We start from the raw sequence: 18,896 nt of genomic DNA, 5'->3' as shown, positions 1-18,896 counted from the left end.
CACTGTTTCGTCAATGGGCAAGCACAAGATAATTTGTTTTAATTTTTGATTATTTTCTTAATATTTATAAGTTTTATTTTACTTCATAATTAGCAAAAAAATATTAAAGGAAGTTTTTTTTGCGTCAAAAATCGTTATTTATTTCACCATTACCTAACAATTTTTATTCGCTTGATAAAATTCCATTTTCAATTTTAAATTAAAACGAATTAATTATGATAATCGCCCAAAACTATCTTTCACTATAGCTTGAAAATCATCAAAGTTACGACTGTTTAATAACCGCTTAGTTGATCTCTCTTTAACAAAATTGACGACTAAGTTATAAATTCGCATCGCATCTTCATATTCATCTTTGCTAATTGCTAATAAGAAAATAACATGCGCAATTTCATTTTTATTCCATTCAATGCCTTCAGGAGCCAAAATAGTGGTAACTACTGTCTTTTTGGCCAACAACCCAACTGAATGTGGAATGGCAATATTTTCTCCGATTAAGGTTGATACAATACTTTCTCGCTCTACTACAGATGGATAAAAGTCCTGTCCCACATATCCGGACTCCTCAAGCCGCTGACAAACCATCTGAAACAGTTCACTTTGTGTCATCGGTTTATCAATAATTAGGAAAAACTTTTCATTAAAAAAACGCTCAATAATATATGGCATAGTGCGATCAACCATAGATAAACGTCCTAATTGTTCAAGTTGATAAGGCGTTGGAAACGGTGCAATTTTCACTATTTGTTTATCTTTTTCGGTTAAGCGAACGGTTGATACCACAAAGTCTTCCTCAATATTGGTTAACTGTTCATACTCTCGATAAGATAGTGTACGGTTGATTAAAATATGCGGAAAATCGCGGTTAATTTTTGATTCAATCATGCGCATAGTTGCGTTACCTAATTCACTAACCAGTAAAATTTGCACTAATCTTTCATATCCAGCACTATAATTACGCTCCAATGCCACACCAATATGAATTGCTAAATAACTAATTTCATCTTCAGTCATTTCAACATCCGTAAATTTATGAATATTCGCTAATGCCGATAAAGTAATATCATAAGCAAAAGGATAATATTGTTTAATTTCATGTAATATTGGATTGAAAGTACGAATTTGGTATTTTATCCGAGATAGCATTGATGAAATATGAATTAGCATATCTTGGCGTAACTTCATATCCTGTTTTAAATTATAGTGATAAGAATCATTAATATAAGACAAGATATGTTCAAATAGCTCTAAACTTTTGGCTTGGTTAGGCGATTCCATAATAGTGCGCGAAATAATCTGCACACATAAATAGTTAAATTCGGGTTCTGAAAGAGTGTTACCTAAAAAATAGGAGAAACCTTCAGAAACCTCACGCGCAGCGCCAATAACTGTCGAATCAATATTATCGACTTGATATTCTACTAATTCATGCCCTTGTGTAATTCTGGTGATTGAAACGGCACAACAATAGAGCAAATACCCTTGACCTTCCGAAGTTAATTTTAATTCAAAACGTTCAAACTGATTTTGTAGTACACTTTCCAGATAATCTAAATCAATATCAGATAATATCACCTGAATTAGCCGAGTGAAATTAATAGTGTCTCCTGTTATATGATGTTGCCATAAAATATCAGTTAAACACGCTCGAATAGCCGATTCCTCACCAACTAATCGTATACCAGAATAAGGACGATTTTCCAACGATAAATGGTATTTATCTAGATATTGCTTAACTTCAATAACATCATTTTGTAATGTATTGCGGCTTAAAAACCATTCACCAGCAATATCATCCAACTTTACTGATTTTGATTGGGTTAAAAATGCAATCAATAAGGCAGAAACGCGTTCTTTATTAGTCCGAGGAACCCGTTCTATTTGCTGAACAATCGGTATGGTTGCATACAAATTAGAATCGGATATGACAAGATGATAACCAACGTTCTTAACATAATCAACTTTAGCACCATAAGTGTGTAATATATCGTTAAGAGCAACAATATCTGAACGAATAGTTCTTATTGATACTGAAAAACGATTTGCTAACTCTTTTTGAGGTAGCAATTCGTTTTTTATCGTATCAAAAATATACGCTAGTCGTTGATAGGGAAATAGCAATTTAGATGCCATTACTCATCCTGCTAACTTTTGCGTAATCGTTAATAGTTGTTTAACATCTTCCGTTCTTGTCGCACCTGTAACTTTATCGATAATTGAGGTATAAATATGTGGAATAACTTTTTTCACACCAGCATTTAAAGCAATTTTTAAAATGGCTTCATAATTATCTAAATCTATACCACCAGTAGGTTCTAGATAGAAATCATGTTCAGCACAACATTTAGCCACATATTCATATTCATCAATATGTTTTAACCCGCCCATAGGGAAATATTTTATAGAGCTCCCCCCCATGTCTTTTAATAAAGCAATTGCGGTTTCGACCGGCACTATTGCAGCGGGTGATTTTGAGCTTAGTGGTCCTGTGGCAATATTAACTAAACCTACTTTACCAGTTGGTGATACAAGACCATTGATTACCGTTTCTTTTTGTCCTAATAAAGCTCGACTTGTTGCCACCCCTGTGAAAACTTGATTGACATGTTGAGGCTGGAGAACTGCAGATATTTCTGACACCATAGTAGATTGGTTAGGATCACCTGCACCCAGACCAACAGAAATAGCATTATCAATCGCTAACGCATATTTTTTCATATCTGCTATTGCTTGCTGATTATCTGGATAATTTTTAGATAATACCCCCACAACAACATAAGTTTGTGCTGCTTCATAAATAGCACTAGCGTTATCAATTGAATTGGCTAATACGTTTAAACAAACACGATCGTTAAAATAATTTGGTGTCAATTGCATTATTTTACTCCTTGGATAATTTTTATAATTTTGTTATAGACAATATCAAGCTGTTCAGCCGTTACACTACGAACATCTGCGTCTACTTTACCTTCATTGGCTTTATATTCCCGAAAATAGACTGCAATCTCGCCTTGCTTCATTAGATCTATCATTTCAACAGCAGTTTTGCCAATTACCTTCGCATCAAAGGATATTTCTGTACGAGCAATATCTCGGCCAGCACCATCCCAGACAACTTTTGCCGATATACCATTAATAGAATTTAACTTTTCGATAAATGGTGTCATTTTGGCAACCATTTCTTGTCCAGTTTCTTGTTTAGGATCGTTAATATATAACTCAATAGCCTTGGTTAAGCCTAAAATACCCTCTTTACCTACCTTCATTGGTCGACCAATACCTTGAGATTGAAGTTTAAGCCATTCAATGGCTTGATGACGGCCAATAACTAAGCCACTAGTTGGCCCTTCAATTGCCTTTGCACCACTATAAATAACTAAATCAGCACCTTGTTGATAATAGGTTTGTAAATCCTCTTCTGCTGCGGCATCAACAATTAATGGAATATTATATTTTTTGGCCACCGTTACAGCTTGCGCAACTGATAGCATACTTTTTTGCACACAGTGATGTGATTTGACATATAAAATAGCCGCGGTATCAGAATTAATTAATGATTCAATATGCTCTGGTTTACACTCATTTGCATAACCCGCTTCAACCACAATTCCACCACCTAAAGAGACCATCGTACCAATAGGAGCGCCAAAATTTACGTTATGTCCTTTGGGTACAATAATTTCCCTAGCTACCCATTTATCAGAGCTATGTAAATTAAATAATAAATCACGATCATCTTTAACGATTAAGCCTGCGACAGCTTGCGCAATGCCAGCAGAGGCACAAGATACAACTACAGCATTTTCGACATTGAGTAATTTAGCAATGTATTGTCCAGTTTTATCGACTAAATCTTTTATTTCAAAATATTCATTTAATCCATGAGATACAGTATCAACCACTTCTGCTCTAGGTGTTGAAACACCTAAAATAGTCATTCGCCCCGAAGCATTAATCACTTTTTTCAAGTGGTATTTACTGTATATTTCTTTTTCAGTTTGAGATTCTGAGCTCATTTTTACTACCTTCTTGTTTTATTTCAATGATTGTAACATTTTTAGTTGTATTTTTTACGATAGCAGCTAAAGGAAAAAACTGTTCATGACATTCCCTTTTTTCACCTTCTGAATCAGTTAAAGAGACGGTTTGTTGTTTTATATCAAAAATAGTCAAATCGGCATCATAGCCAATGGCTATTTCCCCTTTATTATTTAAATGCAAAATTTGTGCCGCGTTTTTAGTAACACTATCAATAATTCTGGTTTTACTATAGCCTAGAGAGATAAATTTATTCATTACATTAGCTAAACTAAACACAGGACCTTGTAAGCGATTTTTAGAATAGATATCAGAGCTGATTGTGTTTGGATAAACATCTAAACATTTTGCTCGCTCAGCTACTGCAAAACTGAAACTTTCACCACCATGACCAATATCTAAAATCACCCCACGTTCAATAGCACGTTTAATTGAATCACGCAGATTATTTTGATTATCAAATATTTGGTTGGGCTTACCATTAAAACAATGAGTAATAATATCGCCTTTAGTTAATAAATCTGCAATTTCATCAAGTTCAGGAGGATTGTTTCCTACATGAATCATTAGTGGCAAACCAGTCTTTTTTTGCATCTCTTTCGCTTTGATTAACGGTAAAATACCATTTTCACCAACAACGCTACGACTCATCCTAACTTTTATACCAATAATAAAATTGGGATATTTAGCTAAAGTTTGATCAAATAACGGCACATCCACATCTTGCATATCAGCAAGCTCACTTTGCCTTACTAAGCCTATTTTTGAGATATTTAGGAAGGAATAAACATGAGTTTTAGCCTGCATCGCTAAATCATAAAACTCGTCAATATCAAGTGCACCAACACTACCAGCATCAACCACTGCCGTCACGCCAGACTCAACACCAATGAGATCGGGTTCATCATAGTAAATTGGTGAATGTGCAAAGCAATGGGTATGAGAATCTATCCATCCGGCACTTATATAGTGTTGATTTTGTAGATCTAACACTCGATTTGAAGTTGCGATTATATTTTTGTCAATTTCAACAATTTTGCCATGTTTAATGGCAATATCAGTTACTGAATTGTCAATAAGTTTGGCATTTTTTATAATTAAATCATACATAATTTAACCCAACCCCTCGACCACAATTATGATTGAGGGGATATAACATTATATAATTGGGAAGATACCACCAAAAATCATGGCACCTAATATTGCACCGCCAGTGATAGGCTTTTTCCATACATAAAATAATAGTGCACCAAGCAATGAACCGATACCGATAGGAATAGAGGCAACCATAGCGGATAAAATAATCATTGGACCAAGAAAACGACCAGATGCATTTCCCGCGCCCATCATGACATCAGCACCAAAAGTTGATCCACCACCACTATTAACCGTAAATTTACGGATAAGGATGATAAGTAAACCTATTGCCATACCGAGTAATAAACCGGTTAATAACGCCACCAAAAAGTTTTCAATTGGCAATGTATAGCCACCAGCCAGTAACAACGCGGGCACACCTAAACCTATACCTGTTTGTAACGCGCCACCAATATCGAGAATTCCAACTAGCGAGCCTTCAATGACACGGGCAAATAAAAAACTGGCACCAAATGCTGCTACTGCACCATAATCGCCTGTCGTCATACCTGATTTAAGCATGGCAACAAAGGCTATTTCATTAAAAGCACCAATTCCATATACATAAAAAGTATGCGTTCCAGCAAAAATACCTGCAGAGAGTAATCCACAAAAAATAGGGAATGACCAATCGGCATACCAAAAACTTTTATTAATGGTTGTTTGAGTATTCATAATCTATTGTTCCCTATATTATTTAAACCAATAAGACAGACCATCTCGGAATGAATTAATCATTTTCATATCAAATCCACGGAAATAACCGCTCATGACAAATAAAACAATTACCGCAGTTAACATGATTACCATCACTCGGTTCCAACCACTGTCATCCACTCCTTTACCAATCAAAATACCTAACACTAAACCAGGTACCGCATTGCCCATAATTAATTGCGCAAGCCCACCAAACAATGTGCCCCAAAAGCCACTTCTTCTACCGGCATCTAAAGCTGCCAACCAGAAAATAACCGGCATCACGGTTGCTACCAGTAAATTCGCAGCGGGAACTAAAACTTTGGTCGCGGTGATTTTTAAAGAATCAGGAATTACAGAGGTTGTTGTATTTAAAAATAACACAACAATCACACCGATTAATGCACATGCAAACGCCATTTTTTTAGGAGAATGTAATGTCTGCTCCAAATTTCGGTTTTTTATCATCAATAGTGCTGCGCCCCAGTTAGGGATAATACGGTGATCAACATCTTGGGTAAATGAACCGGCAGCAACAGATGAAGCCCAAGCATTAAAAAAGAATCCTAAGCCAAATGAGAAATGTGCAGCAGGATCACCCTCACAAGAATTAAGTTCACCTAGGGTACGAAAAGCCCCCATACCTTGATAAGTTGGAGCATGAAACATTCGAGCAGCACCAGCGCCTACTCCAAATCCACATAGCCCACCAATTACAATGGACTTCAATGCTATAATTAGAATTTCCATTACTTTCCTTTTGCGTTATTTAGAGATAAAGTTAATATCGTTGAGATCGATAAATGTAACATTTACTGAGACATCAAGAGTGATGTCATAAAATGTCTTTTTTCTTGGTAAAAAAATAAATAAAAAACGTTCTGTAGTTATCTTTTCAATAGCAGAAACAACACTAATATCAAGCGGTTCAATTCGTAGCATTATATTATTCGTATTTTTAAGCACTTGCTTTTGCACCTGATTTAGCGCTATAGCAAATGCCCGCTGCTTTGAATCTCCTTGCCCAGTTACTCTAATTTGTATCTGCTCAGTTTTTTTCATATTTCTAACCTATTTAACTACGTGGATATTTTTTCAAAAATGCTTGAGCTATACGTTGACCAAGTTCCACTGTATCCATAAAACCAAAGCCAAGTACTTTACAACCGTCATTAATGGCTGTTTCACCTTCTTCAATTGAACGCATACCATGTCGTTGAGAATAACCATATTTATTTTGCGCCGTTATGGCACCCGCACCACCACTGCCACAAAACGAAAGCCCTAAATCGGCATTCTCATTATTCATCACATCACCTAATTTCATATCAGCAGCCATACCTGGGATAACAATTGCACGACATCCTTCAATAGAATTGATTCCTTCTGCAATTTTTTGCCCTTTTCCCATTCTATCGCCGATTACGATGATTACTTCAGCCATAATTATTCTCCTATTAATTATTGTATTTTAGATCTAGTAATTTGGTTAATTTGCTATAGCCACTTCATAATGAACAGCTAATAAATAAGCCTCTTCTTTTGCTAGGCTATTGAATAATTGTACAGTTTTATGTGCAAGCATTAAGGATTGTTCTGAGAGCTCATCAAATAAAGATGGATCGACTTCAGGTAGTTTTTCTAGTGTTTTTGCTCTTTCAACCATTGCTTTAACATGTGATAACAACATCGCTTTTTGCACATCGTTTTGGGTTATTTGATGTTCAGTTAACCAACGATTAATAATTTCTATCGTTTGCTCAGTCACAACTTCGGGATCTAAATCATCTTCGATCATACGGAATTGTATTTGTGGCATAGTCATTCTAATTCTCTTGTTTTTTTAAGATGGCTTAGCCTAAATGAAATAACTATAAATGTGGAGAGAGAATTTTTCCTATTGCAAAAGGAAATTTCTTGTAATTATGGATTAATGCTGTTGCTAACAAGCATTTTAGTGGGAAATATTTTTGTAAATTGAGTTAATTTATTTTAAATCTAATCAGTAAGCGCGTTAAAATGCGATTAAATAGCAAATTTAATATGAGAAAACTCCTTTTCCTCATATTTTTATCAGATTTTTAATATAAAAGTAAAAATGTGTTAAATAATAATATGTTAACCATACAACAAAGATAACAGGAGCTATCCAATATGCAGGACATAGAAAACGATATTTGTCGAATAGAGTTAACATACATAAATTACTCAATCCGGTTAGTATTTAGTTTGTTAAAGTTCACCAGCTACCAGAAGCACCACCACCGCCACTGCGTCCACCGCCGCCGCCACCAAAGCCGCCAAAAGAACCTCCGCCAAATCCACCACCATTACCGCCACCAAAACCGCCTCCTCGACCGCGTCCACTACCGCCACCACCACGCATAGTTAAAATGCCACTTAAAATTGCACTGGCAACAAAAGCTAAAAATATTAGTGGTAAAACAATATGTAATGAATAACCATTGAATAAAGTAAACCCTCCAACTGACATCCCATTTAGCAAACCAGTACCTAAACTTCGGCTCGCACTACGTTTAGTGGAACTAATCGAAAATAAGCTAGCAATAGTGAAACAGATAAAAAAGGATGCTAACCCATAGTTAAATAAATTGGCACCAAAATCACCAGCAAGTACCGTTTTGAGATCAGGATCACTGTTGGTCGCAGGGACCTGTTGCGGATCATTCAAATGATTGATTAATACTGAAAGTGCATCATGTATCCCTTGATAATAGTTATTTTGTCTAAATTGTGGTGCTAATTGTTCGCGGATGATATGGCTAGCAATTAAGTCCGTAATGATGCCTTCAAAACCATAACCGACTTCAATTCGCATCAATTTATCATCTTTAATAATTAATAATAAAATGCCATTATCTCGCTCTTTGTTACCTATTTTCCACTGAATAAATACCCGATCGGCATACTGTTCAACCGTCTCATTATCAAGTTTGGCGATCATTAATACCGCAATCTGTGCACCATCAGTTCTCGTCTTTTCAAAAGCAATCAAGTCTGATTCCAAATCATCTATTTGTGAAGGTGCTAAAGTATTTGAGGTATCAATAACCCGCCGGTCAAAAGAGGGAATTTCAGTTAATGCATAACTTGCACAACTGAAAAACAGTAAACAAAAAAGTAGATAATATTTTTTCATTATATTTATTGTCCGAAATTGACAGCTGGAGGATTAGAAATTTGTTGTTCATTTTCAACGGTAAACTGTTGTTTTGGTTGTACCCCTATAACATTTGCAATCCATTTGGTTGGCAATTGTCGAATATAAGTGTTAAAGGATTGTACAGTCTCAATATATCGACCTCTAGCAACCGTTATACGGTTTTCGGTTCCTTCAAGTTGACTCATTAAATCTTGATAGAGTGTATTTGCTTTAAGTTCTGGGTAATTTTCACTAACGGCAATTAAGCGACTTAAGGCAGAACTTAATTCAGATTGAGCTTGTTGGAATTTTGAGAATAAAGCGGGATCACTAAGTTGATCGGCATTGATTTGAATCGAACCGACTTTAGCTCTGGCATCAGTTACTTGAGTAAAAACATCTTTTTCATGACTAGCATAACCTTTTACTGTATTAACTAAGTTAGGTACTAAATCAGCGCGTCGTTTGTACTGATTAACAACTTCTGACCAAGAAGCCGCCACTTTTTCGTCTTGAGTTTGAATGCTGTTATAGTCTTTAAAAAATAGAAACGCACCGATAATAATTAATATAACGATAAGCAAGAACAATTTGGATTTCATAGTTAGCCCCTATAAATAGTTAAACTTTCAAATAGCTTAAAAAGCATGATAATTAGCAAACACTAACCAGTAACCTGAAAATATTTTGCTACTAAACAAACTAATAATGCTTAATTGAGGAATATATTTATAACTATTTATGAAAATAGTTACGGACTACAGACTACCAAGAAGAGACTTTTAGATAATAGATTAATTTATATGAACTGACATATTTCTTTAATCGATGTTATGCCAGATAATTTTTAATAATTATAGCTTTTTTTTATGCAATTTGCGAAGAATAATCATCGGTAATTTTTATTGGTATTGCTCACAATACTTATTTTTAAATTAGATTTTTTAGATTAAAAAAAACTTAGATAATAACTTCAAAACATTCTAGTTGAGCCGGTTCAAAATAGATATCTGGGTTATTTGGACGGCTATCGGTATTACGGTGCGTATGTTTGAAATGATCTGAATTAACCCAGTTTTCAAAATCTTGTTTTGATTCCCATTCGGCATACGATGAAAACAGCGTGTAATCTGCATACGTTTTACCTTTAAGAAAATAAAAACGATTAAACCCTTTCGTCTCTTTTAAATGACTATCACGATTACGCCAGATTTCAATAAAAGTATCCTCACTACCCAACTTAATTTTAAAACGATTCATTACAATATACATCTAATTCTCCTTTCATGTACCCTACTGTTGACAAAAAAATAGCACGTGATTACACGTGCTATTTTAGTCAGTTTATCTAAAATTTATTGATTTTCTTCTGCTGAATTCAATAGTTCCGCTAAGTTAGCTGTAGCTTCTTCTGCTGAAACTGTTGTTGGTTGAATTTCATCATTAGTTGGCATTACACGTTTACGTAAACGCTCTTTATGATAAGCATAACCAGTACCAGCTGGGATCAAGCGACCAACAATAACGTTCTCTTTCAAGCCACGAAGTTCATCATTTTTACCTGCAACTGCTGCTTCAGTTAATACGCGAGTCGTTTCTTGGAACGATGCCGCAGAAATAAATGATTCAGTAGTAAGTGATGCTTTAGTAATACCAAGTAAATCATGCAAATAGACAATTGGTTCTTTACCTTGAGCTTCAAGTTCTCGGTTAATAATCTTCAAGCGTGAAACTTCAAGTTGTTCACCATCAAGTAAACGTGAACTTCCCGGATGAATAACCGTTGCTTTTCGTAACATTTGACGAACAATGACTTCAATGTGTTTATCGTTAATTTTTACACCTTGTAAGCGATAAACTTCTTGAACTTCATTCACAATGTAACGAGTCACAGCATTAACACCACGTAGACGTAAAATGTCATGTGCTGATTCAGGACCATCAGAAATTACATCACCACGACCAACTTGTTCACCTTCGAATACGTTAAGTTGACGCCATTTTGGAATCATCTCTTCGTATGGTTCGCTACCATCTAGTGGCGTAATGATTAAGCGACGTTTGCCTTTCGTTTCTTTACCGAATGAGATAATACCATCAATTTCAGCAAGAATTGCTGGCTCTTTAGGTTTACGAGCTTCAAATAAATCGGCAACGCGTGGTAAACCACCGGTGATATCTTTAGTACCCACAGATGCTTGTGGAATACGAGCAAGTGTGTCACCAACATTGATTTCCGCACCATCTTCTAATTGTACTAATGCTTTACCTGGTAAGAAGTACTGCGCAAGCATTTCTGTACCTGCCACAAAAATATCATTACCTTTAGCATCAACAATCTTAATTGCTGGACGTAAATCTTTACCAACACCAGTACGTTCTGCTACATCTAAGATTACAATAGAGGATAAACCAGTTAACTCATCAGTTTGACGAGTAATAGTTTGACCATCGATCATATCAACAAAGCGGACAAAACCTTTGGCTTCTGAGATAACCGGCATGGTATGCGGATCCCAATTAGCTAGAGTTTCACCTGCATCAACCGCTGCACCATTACCTTTAGTTAAAATCGAACCATAAGGAACTTTATAAGTTTCTTTCATTCGACCTAATTCATCGATAATCGTCAATTCAGCATTACGCGAAGTAATAACCAGTTTCTGATCTGGGTTAGTTACAAATTTAGCATTAGTTAATTTAATACTACCTTTGTTTTTAACTTGAACACTTGATTCTGCTGCCGCTCGTGATGCCGCACCACCGATATGGAACGTACGCATGGTTAACTGAGTACCTGGCTCACCGATTGACTGAGCGGCGATAACACCAATTGCTTCACCTTTATTTACTAGGTGACCACGAGCTAAGTCACGACCATAACATTTCGCACAAACACCAAAGTCAGTATCACACGAAACAACTGAACGAACTTTAACGCTATCTACAGATTCTTGTTCAAGTAGATCACAATAACTTTCATCAAGTAATGTATTACGAGGGATTAAGATATCCGCACTACCTGGTTTTAATACATCTTCAGCTGTTACCCGACCTAAAACACGTTCACGTAGTGGCTCTTTAACATCACCACCTTCAATTACTGGCGTCATTACCACGCCTTCTAACGTGCCACAGTCATCTTCAATAACAACTAAATCTTGAGCCACGTCAACTAAACGACGAGTCAAGTAACCTGAGTTTGCTGTCTTCAATGCGGTATCCGCAAGACCTTTACGCGCACCATGGGTGGAAATAAAGTACTGAAGAACGTTTAACCCTTCACGGAAGTTTGCTGTGATTGGCGTTTCGATGATAGAACCATCTGGTTTTGCCATCAAACCACGCATACCAGCTAACTGACGAATCTGAGCTGCAGAACCACGAGCACCAGAGTCGGCCATCATATAGATGCTGTTAAATGAAGATTGAACTTCTTCTTTACCTTCACGGTTAATAACTTTTTCAGTTGATAAGTTATCCATCATCGCTTTAGCAACACGTTCATTGGCTGCTGCCCAAATATCGATAACTTTATTATAACGTTCACCTGCGGTTACTAAACCTGATTGGAACTGTTCTTGAATTTCCGCAACTTCAATTTCAGCTTCATTGATGATTTGTAATTTCTTAGCTGGAATTTCCATATCATCAATACCAACTGATACCCCAGAACGCGCTGCATAAGCAAATCCGGTGTACATAACTTGGTCAGCTAAGATAACCGTTTCTTTCATGCCTAATTGGCGATAACAAATGTTTAAAATTCGTGAAATCGCCTTTTTACCAAGCGGTTGATTGATAACAGAGAAGCTCATACCTTTAGGCATAATTAACCATAAGATAGCACGACCAACTGTAGTATCGACAACTGAAGTTGTATCTTCCCATTCACCAATACTATTACGATGACTTTCTGTAATACGAACTTTAACTTTAGCATGTAATTCAACAAGACCTAAACGATACAGTTTTTCTGCTTCTTTAGGGCCAGTTAATATCATGCCTTCACCTTTCGCATTGACTTTATCGCGAGTCATGTAGTAAAGCCCTAAAACCACGTCCTGAGATGGAACGATGATAGGCTCACCACTTGCTGGTGAAAGAATATTGTTGGTTGACATCATTAACGCACGTGCTTCTAATTGCGCTTCTAACGTTAATGGAACGTGCACCGCCATTTGGTCACCATCGAAGTCAGCATTGAATGCCGCACAAACTAATGGGTGTAACTGAATAGCTTTACCTTCAATAAGAATCGGCTCAAATGCTTGAATACCTAATCGGTGAAGTGTTGGCGCACGGTTTAATAATACTGGATGTTCACGAATAACTTCATCTAAGATATCCCAAACAACTGCATCTTCACGCTCAACCATTTTCTTCGCCGCTTTAATGGTTGTTGCATAACCACGACGTTCTAATTTACCGTAGATAAATGGTTTAAATAGTTCAAGCGCCATTTTTTTCGGTAAACCACATTGATGTAAACGTAAGTATGGACCTACAGTGATTACTGAACGGCCTGAATAGTCAACACGTTTACCTAATAGGTTTTGACGGAAACGACCTTGCTTACCTTTAATCATATCGGCAAGTGATTTTAATGGACGTTTGTTTGAACCAGTGATTGCACGACCACGACGACCATTATCAAGTAAGGCGTCAACAGACTCTTGTAACATACGTTTTTCGTTGCGTACAATAATATCTGGTGCAGCTAAATCTAATAAGCGTTTTAAACGGTTATTACGGTTAATAACGCGACGATATAAATCGTTCAAATCTGATGTTGCAAAACGGCCACCATCTAATGGTACTAATGGACGTAAATCTGGCGGTAATACAGGCAACACATTTAAAATCATCCATTCTGGTTTATTTTCTGATTGAATGAATGCTTCAATGATTTTAATACGTTTTGTTAATTTTTTACGTTTAGTTTCTGAGTTAGTCGTTGAAAGTTCATCACGCAATGCTTCACATTCAGCTTGAACATCAATGTTGCGTAGTAACTCTTGAATAGCTTCTGCACCCATACGTGCATCAAACTCATCACCAAACTCTTCTAACGCATCTAAATACTGTTCTTCAGTTAAAATTTGTCCGCGTTCAAGGTTTGTCATACCACCATCAAGAACCATAAATGATTCAAAATAAAGTACCCGTTCAATATCACGAAGTGGCATATCGAGTAATAAACCGATACGTGATGGTAATGATTTTAAAAACCAGATATGTGCAGTAGGTGATGCAAGCTCAATGTGCCCCATACGTTCACGACGTACTTTAGCTTGAGTAACTTCTACCCCACATTTTTCACAAATAACACCACGGTGTTTTAAACGTTTATATTTTCCACACAAACATTCATAATCTTTAACTGGTCCGAAAATACGCGCACAAAACAAACCATCACGTTCAGGTTTGAACGTACGATAGTTGATTGTTTCAGGTTTTTTAACTTCACCAAAAGACCATGAGCGAATCATATCAGGAGAGGCAAGGCCAATCTTGATAGCATCAAAATCTTCAGTTTTTGTTTGCGCTTTTAGAAACTTTAGTAAGTCTTTCACAATTGACTCCTATGGAGTTAAACCAATTAGATAACTTATCATTACTGATAAGTTATCCCTATAAATAGAAATCATTTCAGTTAGTTAAGATTACTCTTCATCTAACTCGATATTAATACCTAACGAACGAATCTCTTTTAGTAATACATTAAATGATTCTGGAATCGCAGGTTCCATACGATGATCACCATCTACAATATTTTTATACATCTTAGTACGACCGTTCACATCATCTGATTTAACAGTTAACATTTCTTGTAGAGTATAAGCGGCACCATATGCTTCAAGTGCCCACACTTCCATCTCACCGAAACGTTGACCACCAAATTGAGCTTTACCACCCAACGGTTGTTGCGTAACCAGACTATATGAACCTGTAGAACGAGCATGCATCTTATCATCAACTAAGTGATTCAATTTAAGCATGTACATGTAACCTACTGTTACTGGACGTTCAAATTGCTCACCAGTACGACCATCAAACAAGGTAATTTGACCTGAAGTTGGTATATCACCAAGTTCAAGTAATGCTTTAATTTCTTGCTCTTTTGCACCATCAAACACTGGTGTTGCAAGTGGCATACCATTACGTAAATTTTGTGCCAATGTCATCACTTCTTGGTCGGTAAATTCAGCAACATTGACTTTTTGCGCTGCTCCTAAACCAAGGTCATAAGCTTTTTGGATAAAATCACGTAGTTTAGCTAGCTCTTGCTGTTCTTTTAGCATAGCATCGATCTTCTGACCAATACCTTTCGCCGCCATACCTAAGTGAGTTTCTAAAATCTGACCGATATTCATACGTGAAGGAACACCTAGCGGATTCAATACGATATCAACTGGACGTCCTTTATCATCATATGGCATATCTTCAATTGGGTTGATTTTAGAGATAACCCCTTTGTTACCATGACGACCCGCCATCTTATCACCAGGCTGAATTTGACGTTTAACCGCTAAGTAAACTTTAACAATTTTCAGCACACCAGGTTGTAAATCATCACCTTGAGTGATCTTCATGCGTTTAGCTTCAAGTTTTTTGTTAAACTCAGCTTTAATTTCATCATGCTGTTCAGCAAGTTGCTCTAATTGCGCTTGTTTGCTCTCATTAGCAATACCAATGGTTAACCATTTTTCACGTGGTAAGGCATCTAATTTGTCGGCTTTAATACCGCCAGAAATTAATACATCACGGATACGAGCAAATAAAGCTGCTTCAAGGATTTTAAGCTCTTCTGTTAAGTCTTTGCGAACTTGTTTAAGTTGCATCTCTTCAATTTCAAGTGCACGTTTATCTTTTTGTACACCATCACGAGTAAAGACTTGAACATCAATAACTGTACCTGAAACGCCATTTGGTACACGAAGTGAAGTATCTTTAACATCTGACGCTTTTTCACCAAAAATAGCGCGTAATAATTTTTCTTCTGGCGTTAATTGTGTTTCACCTTTTGGTGTTACTTTACCAACCAGAATATCGCCACCTTTAACTTCAGCACCAATATAAACAATACCTGATTCATCTAGTTTAGAAAGAGCCGCTTCACCTACATTTGGAATATCGGCGGTAATTTCTTCTGCACCAAGTTTGGTATCACGAGATACACAAGATAACTCTTGAATATGAATCGAAGTGAAACGGTCATCTTGAACCACTTTTTCAGAGACTAAAATAGAATCCTCAAAGTTATAACCATTCCATGGCATGAATGCCACTCGCATGTTTTGACCTAAAGCCAACTCACCTAAGTCAGTTGATGGACCATCGGCAAGGACATCACCACGCTCAACTTTTTCACCTAATTCCACACATGGAATTTGGTTAATACAGGTATTTTGGTTTGAACGGGTATATTTAGTTAAGTTATAAATATCAATCCCTGTTTCGCCAGCATACATTTCATCATCGTTAACATTAATTACAATACGTGATGCATCAACATATTGTACTGTACCGCCACGACGAGCAACTGCAGTTACACCTGAGTCAACCGCTACTGCACGTTCCATACCTGTACCAACAAATGGTTTTTCTGCTTTTAATGTTGGTACCGCTTGACGTTGCATGTTTGCACCCATCAATGCGCGGTTCGCATCATCATGTTCTAAGAACGGAATTAATGAAGCACCAACCGATACGATTTGTTGCGTTGATACGTCCATATAATGGACTTGTTCAGGACTATATAAACCTGACTCACCATTTAAACGACAAGTCACTAAATCTTCTTTAAAACGACCATCGTCATCAAGATTTGAGTTAGCCTGAGCAATAACAAATTCACTTTCGTCGATTGCTGATAAATAGTTAATTTCATCAGTTACCACACCATCAATTACCCGACGATATGGTGTTTCAAGGAATCCATATTCATTAGTACGAGAATAAACCGCTAATGAGTTAATCAAACCGATGTTTGGTCCTTCCGGTGTTTCAATCGGACATACACGACCATAATGGGTAGGATGTACGTCACGTACTTCAAAGCCTGCTCGTTCACGAGTTAAACCACCAGGACCTAATGCTGAAATACGACGTTTGTGAGTAATTTCAGATAATGGATTGTTTTGATCCATAAACTGAGATAACTGGCTAGAACCAAAGAATTCACGAATTGCCGCTGAAATTGGTTTAGCATTAATCATATCTTGTGGCATTAGTGAATCTAGATCACCTAATGATAAACGTTCTTTTACCGCACGTTCTACACGTACTAAACCAATACGGAATTGGTTTTCAGCCATTTCACCCACACTACGGATACGACGGTTTCCTAAGTGATCGATATCATCGACTTCACCATGACCATTACGGATGCTGATTAATTTCTTCATTACATCAACGATATCAGCTTTAGTTAAGACACTTTCACCTTCAATATCGTCTCGCCCTAAAGAACGATTAAATTTCATACGTCCGACTGCTGATAAGTCATAACGTTCGTCAGAGAAGAATAGATTATCAAATAATGCTTCAGCAGCTTCTTTTGTTGGTGGCTCGCCTGGGCGCATCATTCGGTAAATTTCAACTAAAGCTCCTAATCGATCTCGTGTAGAGTCAACATTTAGGGTTTCAGAAATAAATGGACCATGATCTAAATCATTAGTGAATAAAGTTTCGATTTTCTTATAACCAGCATTAGTTAATTGAAGTAATAGTTCTAACGAAATTGGAGTATTGGCAAATGCAACGACTTCACCCGTTTCTTCATCAATATAATTTTTAGCTAGTACTTTATTTACAATATACTCAACTGGAACGTCAATTTTAGTTACTTTATCTTTTTCAAGCTCACGAATATGACGAGCTGTAATACGACGACCTTTCTCTGCGTAGACTTTACCTTTAGATTCGATATCAAATAGTGCCGTTTCACCACGTAAACGCTCTGGTACAAGATCCATCTTTAATTTTGATTTGCCTACTTCGAAAATTGTTTTTTCGAAGAACATATCTAAAATTTCTTCAGTTTCATAACCTAACGCACGTAAAATGATTGTTGCAGGAAGTTTACGACGGCGGTCGATACGAGCAAAAAGATTATCTTTTGGATCAAATTCGAAATCAAGCCAAGAGCCACGATAAGGAATAATCCGAGCATTATATAAAACTTTACCAGAAGAGTGTGTTTTACCTTTATCACTATCAAAGAACACACCTGGACTACGATGTAATTGTGAAACGATAACACGTTCAGTACCGTTAATTACAAACGTACCATTGTCCGTCATTAAAGGAATTTCGCCCATATAGACGTCTTGCTCTTTAATATCTTTAACTGTTCCTTCTGGCGCATCTTTATCATAAATAACTAAACGTAATTTAACGCGCAATGGTGCTGAGTAAGTGATCCCTCTAATTTGACATTCTTTAACATCAAATACAGGTTCGCCCATTTTAAAGCTCACGTATTGTAACTCAGCGCTACCACTATAACTTTTTATCGGAAATATTGAACGAAAAGCGGCTTCTAATCCATATTGACCTTCTGGATCCTGCTCAATAAACTTCTGGAACGAATCAAGTTGAATAGAAAGAAGATACGGTATATCCAAGACTTGTGGACGCTTACCAAAATTCTTACGAATTCGTTTTTTCTCGGTATAAGAGTAAACCATTAGTTCCTCAACTTGCTTATCTGCTATTTTAGCATGATTAAATATTCATCAGGGTACTACGAAATAATAACGCCTGACACCTCATCGAAAATATCTATAAATATCAATTGATTAGGCTTAATATATATATTATTTCTTTATTACTTTTTATTGATAATCTTCAAATA

General features: G+C 36.5%; 14 protein-coding genes. All 14 read right to left on the bottom strand.

Annotation, left to right across the window (positions count from 1 at the left end; all coding sequences use genetic code 11):
• Nucleotides 1-213: 213 nt before the first annotated feature.
• Nucleotides 214-2,133 carry a BglG family transcription antiterminator gene (locus tag AC5LXV_RS03780; protein WP_493467414.1) on the bottom strand — a complete coding sequence of 640 codons (1,920 nt, stop codon included), beginning with the start codon at nucleotides 2,131-2,133 and terminating at the stop codon, nucleotides 214-216.
• Nucleotides 2,134-2,136: 3 nt separating this feature from the next.
• The gene (gene dagF / locus AC5LXV_RS03775; RefSeq protein ID WP_110424293.1) at nucleotides 2,137-2,877 is read right to left on the bottom strand and encodes a 2-dehydro-3-deoxy-phosphogluconate aldolase; all 741 of its coding nucleotides are present in this window, start codon (nucleotides 2,875-2,877) and stop codon (nucleotides 2,137-2,139) included.
• Nucleotides 2,877-4,016 (bottom strand): DgaE family pyridoxal phosphate-dependent ammonia lyase, encoded by a 1,140-nt coding sequence (locus AC5LXV_RS03770; RefSeq protein WP_493467413.1) that lies wholly within the window; start codon nucleotides 4,014-4,016, stop codon nucleotides 2,877-2,879. The genes dagF and AC5LXV_RS03770 overlap by 1 nt, the downstream gene beginning before the upstream one ends.
• Nucleotides 3,994-5,148, bottom strand: a complete 1,155-nt coding sequence (locus AC5LXV_RS03765) for an amidohydrolase/deacetylase family metallohydrolase (protein ID WP_493467412.1) — start codon at nucleotides 5,146-5,148, stop codon at nucleotides 3,994-3,996. The genes AC5LXV_RS03770 and AC5LXV_RS03765 overlap by 23 nt, the downstream gene beginning before the upstream one ends.
• A 48-nt stretch (nucleotides 5,149-5,196) precedes the next feature.
• The gene (locus AC5LXV_RS03760) at nucleotides 5,197-5,850 is read right to left on the bottom strand and encodes a DUF4310 family protein (RefSeq protein WP_493467411.1); all 654 of its coding nucleotides are present in this window, start codon (nucleotides 5,848-5,850) and stop codon (nucleotides 5,197-5,199) included.
• Between the two features lie 18 nt (nucleotides 5,851-5,868).
• Nucleotides 5,869-6,621: a DUF4311 domain-containing protein gene (locus tag AC5LXV_RS03755; RefSeq protein ID WP_110434536.1), complete on the bottom strand. Its 753-nt coding sequence runs from the start codon at nucleotides 6,619-6,621 to the stop codon at nucleotides 5,869-5,871.
• 15 nt (nucleotides 6,622-6,636) lie between these two features.
• Nucleotides 6,637-6,933, bottom strand: coding sequence for a DUF4312 family protein (locus AC5LXV_RS03750; RefSeq protein WP_493467410.1), 297 nt, complete (start codon nucleotides 6,931-6,933; stop codon nucleotides 6,637-6,639).
• A 13-nt stretch (nucleotides 6,934-6,946) separates the two neighbouring features.
• Nucleotides 6,947-7,315, bottom strand: a complete 369-nt coding sequence (locus tag AC5LXV_RS03745) for an SFCGS family glycine-rich protein (RefSeq protein ID WP_034884881.1) — start codon at nucleotides 7,313-7,315, stop codon at nucleotides 6,947-6,949.
• A 45-nt stretch (nucleotides 7,316-7,360) separates the two neighbouring features.
• A complete protein-coding gene (locus AC5LXV_RS03740; protein WP_493467409.1) occupies nucleotides 7,361-7,690 on the bottom strand; it encodes a transcriptional antiterminator in 330 nt (109 codons plus the stop codon).
• A 420-nt stretch (nucleotides 7,691-8,110) separates the two neighbouring features.
• A complete protein-coding gene (locus AC5LXV_RS03735) occupies nucleotides 8,111-9,031 on the bottom strand; it encodes a TPM domain-containing protein (protein ID WP_493467408.1) in 921 nt (306 codons plus the stop codon).
• A gap of 5 nt (nucleotides 9,032-9,036) precedes the next feature.
• Nucleotides 9,037-9,636 carry a LemA family protein gene (locus AC5LXV_RS03730; protein ID WP_110434539.1) on the bottom strand — a complete coding sequence of 200 codons (600 nt, stop codon included), beginning with the start codon at nucleotides 9,634-9,636 and terminating at the stop codon, nucleotides 9,037-9,039.
• A 358-nt stretch (nucleotides 9,637-9,994) separates the two neighbouring features.
• Complete coding sequence (locus AC5LXV_RS03725) at nucleotides 9,995-10,306, bottom strand: antibiotic biosynthesis monooxygenase family protein (RefSeq protein ID WP_110434540.1); 312 nt, start codon at nucleotides 10,304-10,306, stop codon at nucleotides 9,995-9,997.
• Between the two features lie 83 nt (nucleotides 10,307-10,389).
• Entirely contained in the window at nucleotides 10,390-14,610 is a 4,221-nt protein-coding gene (gene rpoC / locus AC5LXV_RS03720; protein WP_110434541.1) for a DNA-directed RNA polymerase subunit beta', read from the bottom strand.
• A 90-nt stretch (nucleotides 14,611-14,700) separates the two neighbouring features.
• Nucleotides 14,701-18,729, bottom strand: a complete 4,029-nt coding sequence (gene rpoB / locus AC5LXV_RS03715) for a DNA-directed RNA polymerase subunit beta (protein ID WP_493467407.1) — start codon at nucleotides 18,727-18,729, stop codon at nucleotides 14,701-14,703.
• Nucleotides 18,730-18,896 lie beyond the last annotated feature (167 nt).

Source organism: Gilliamella sp. LMG 34359 (assembly GCF_984569085.1).
This window is presented reverse-complemented; position numbering and strand designations above follow the sequence as displayed.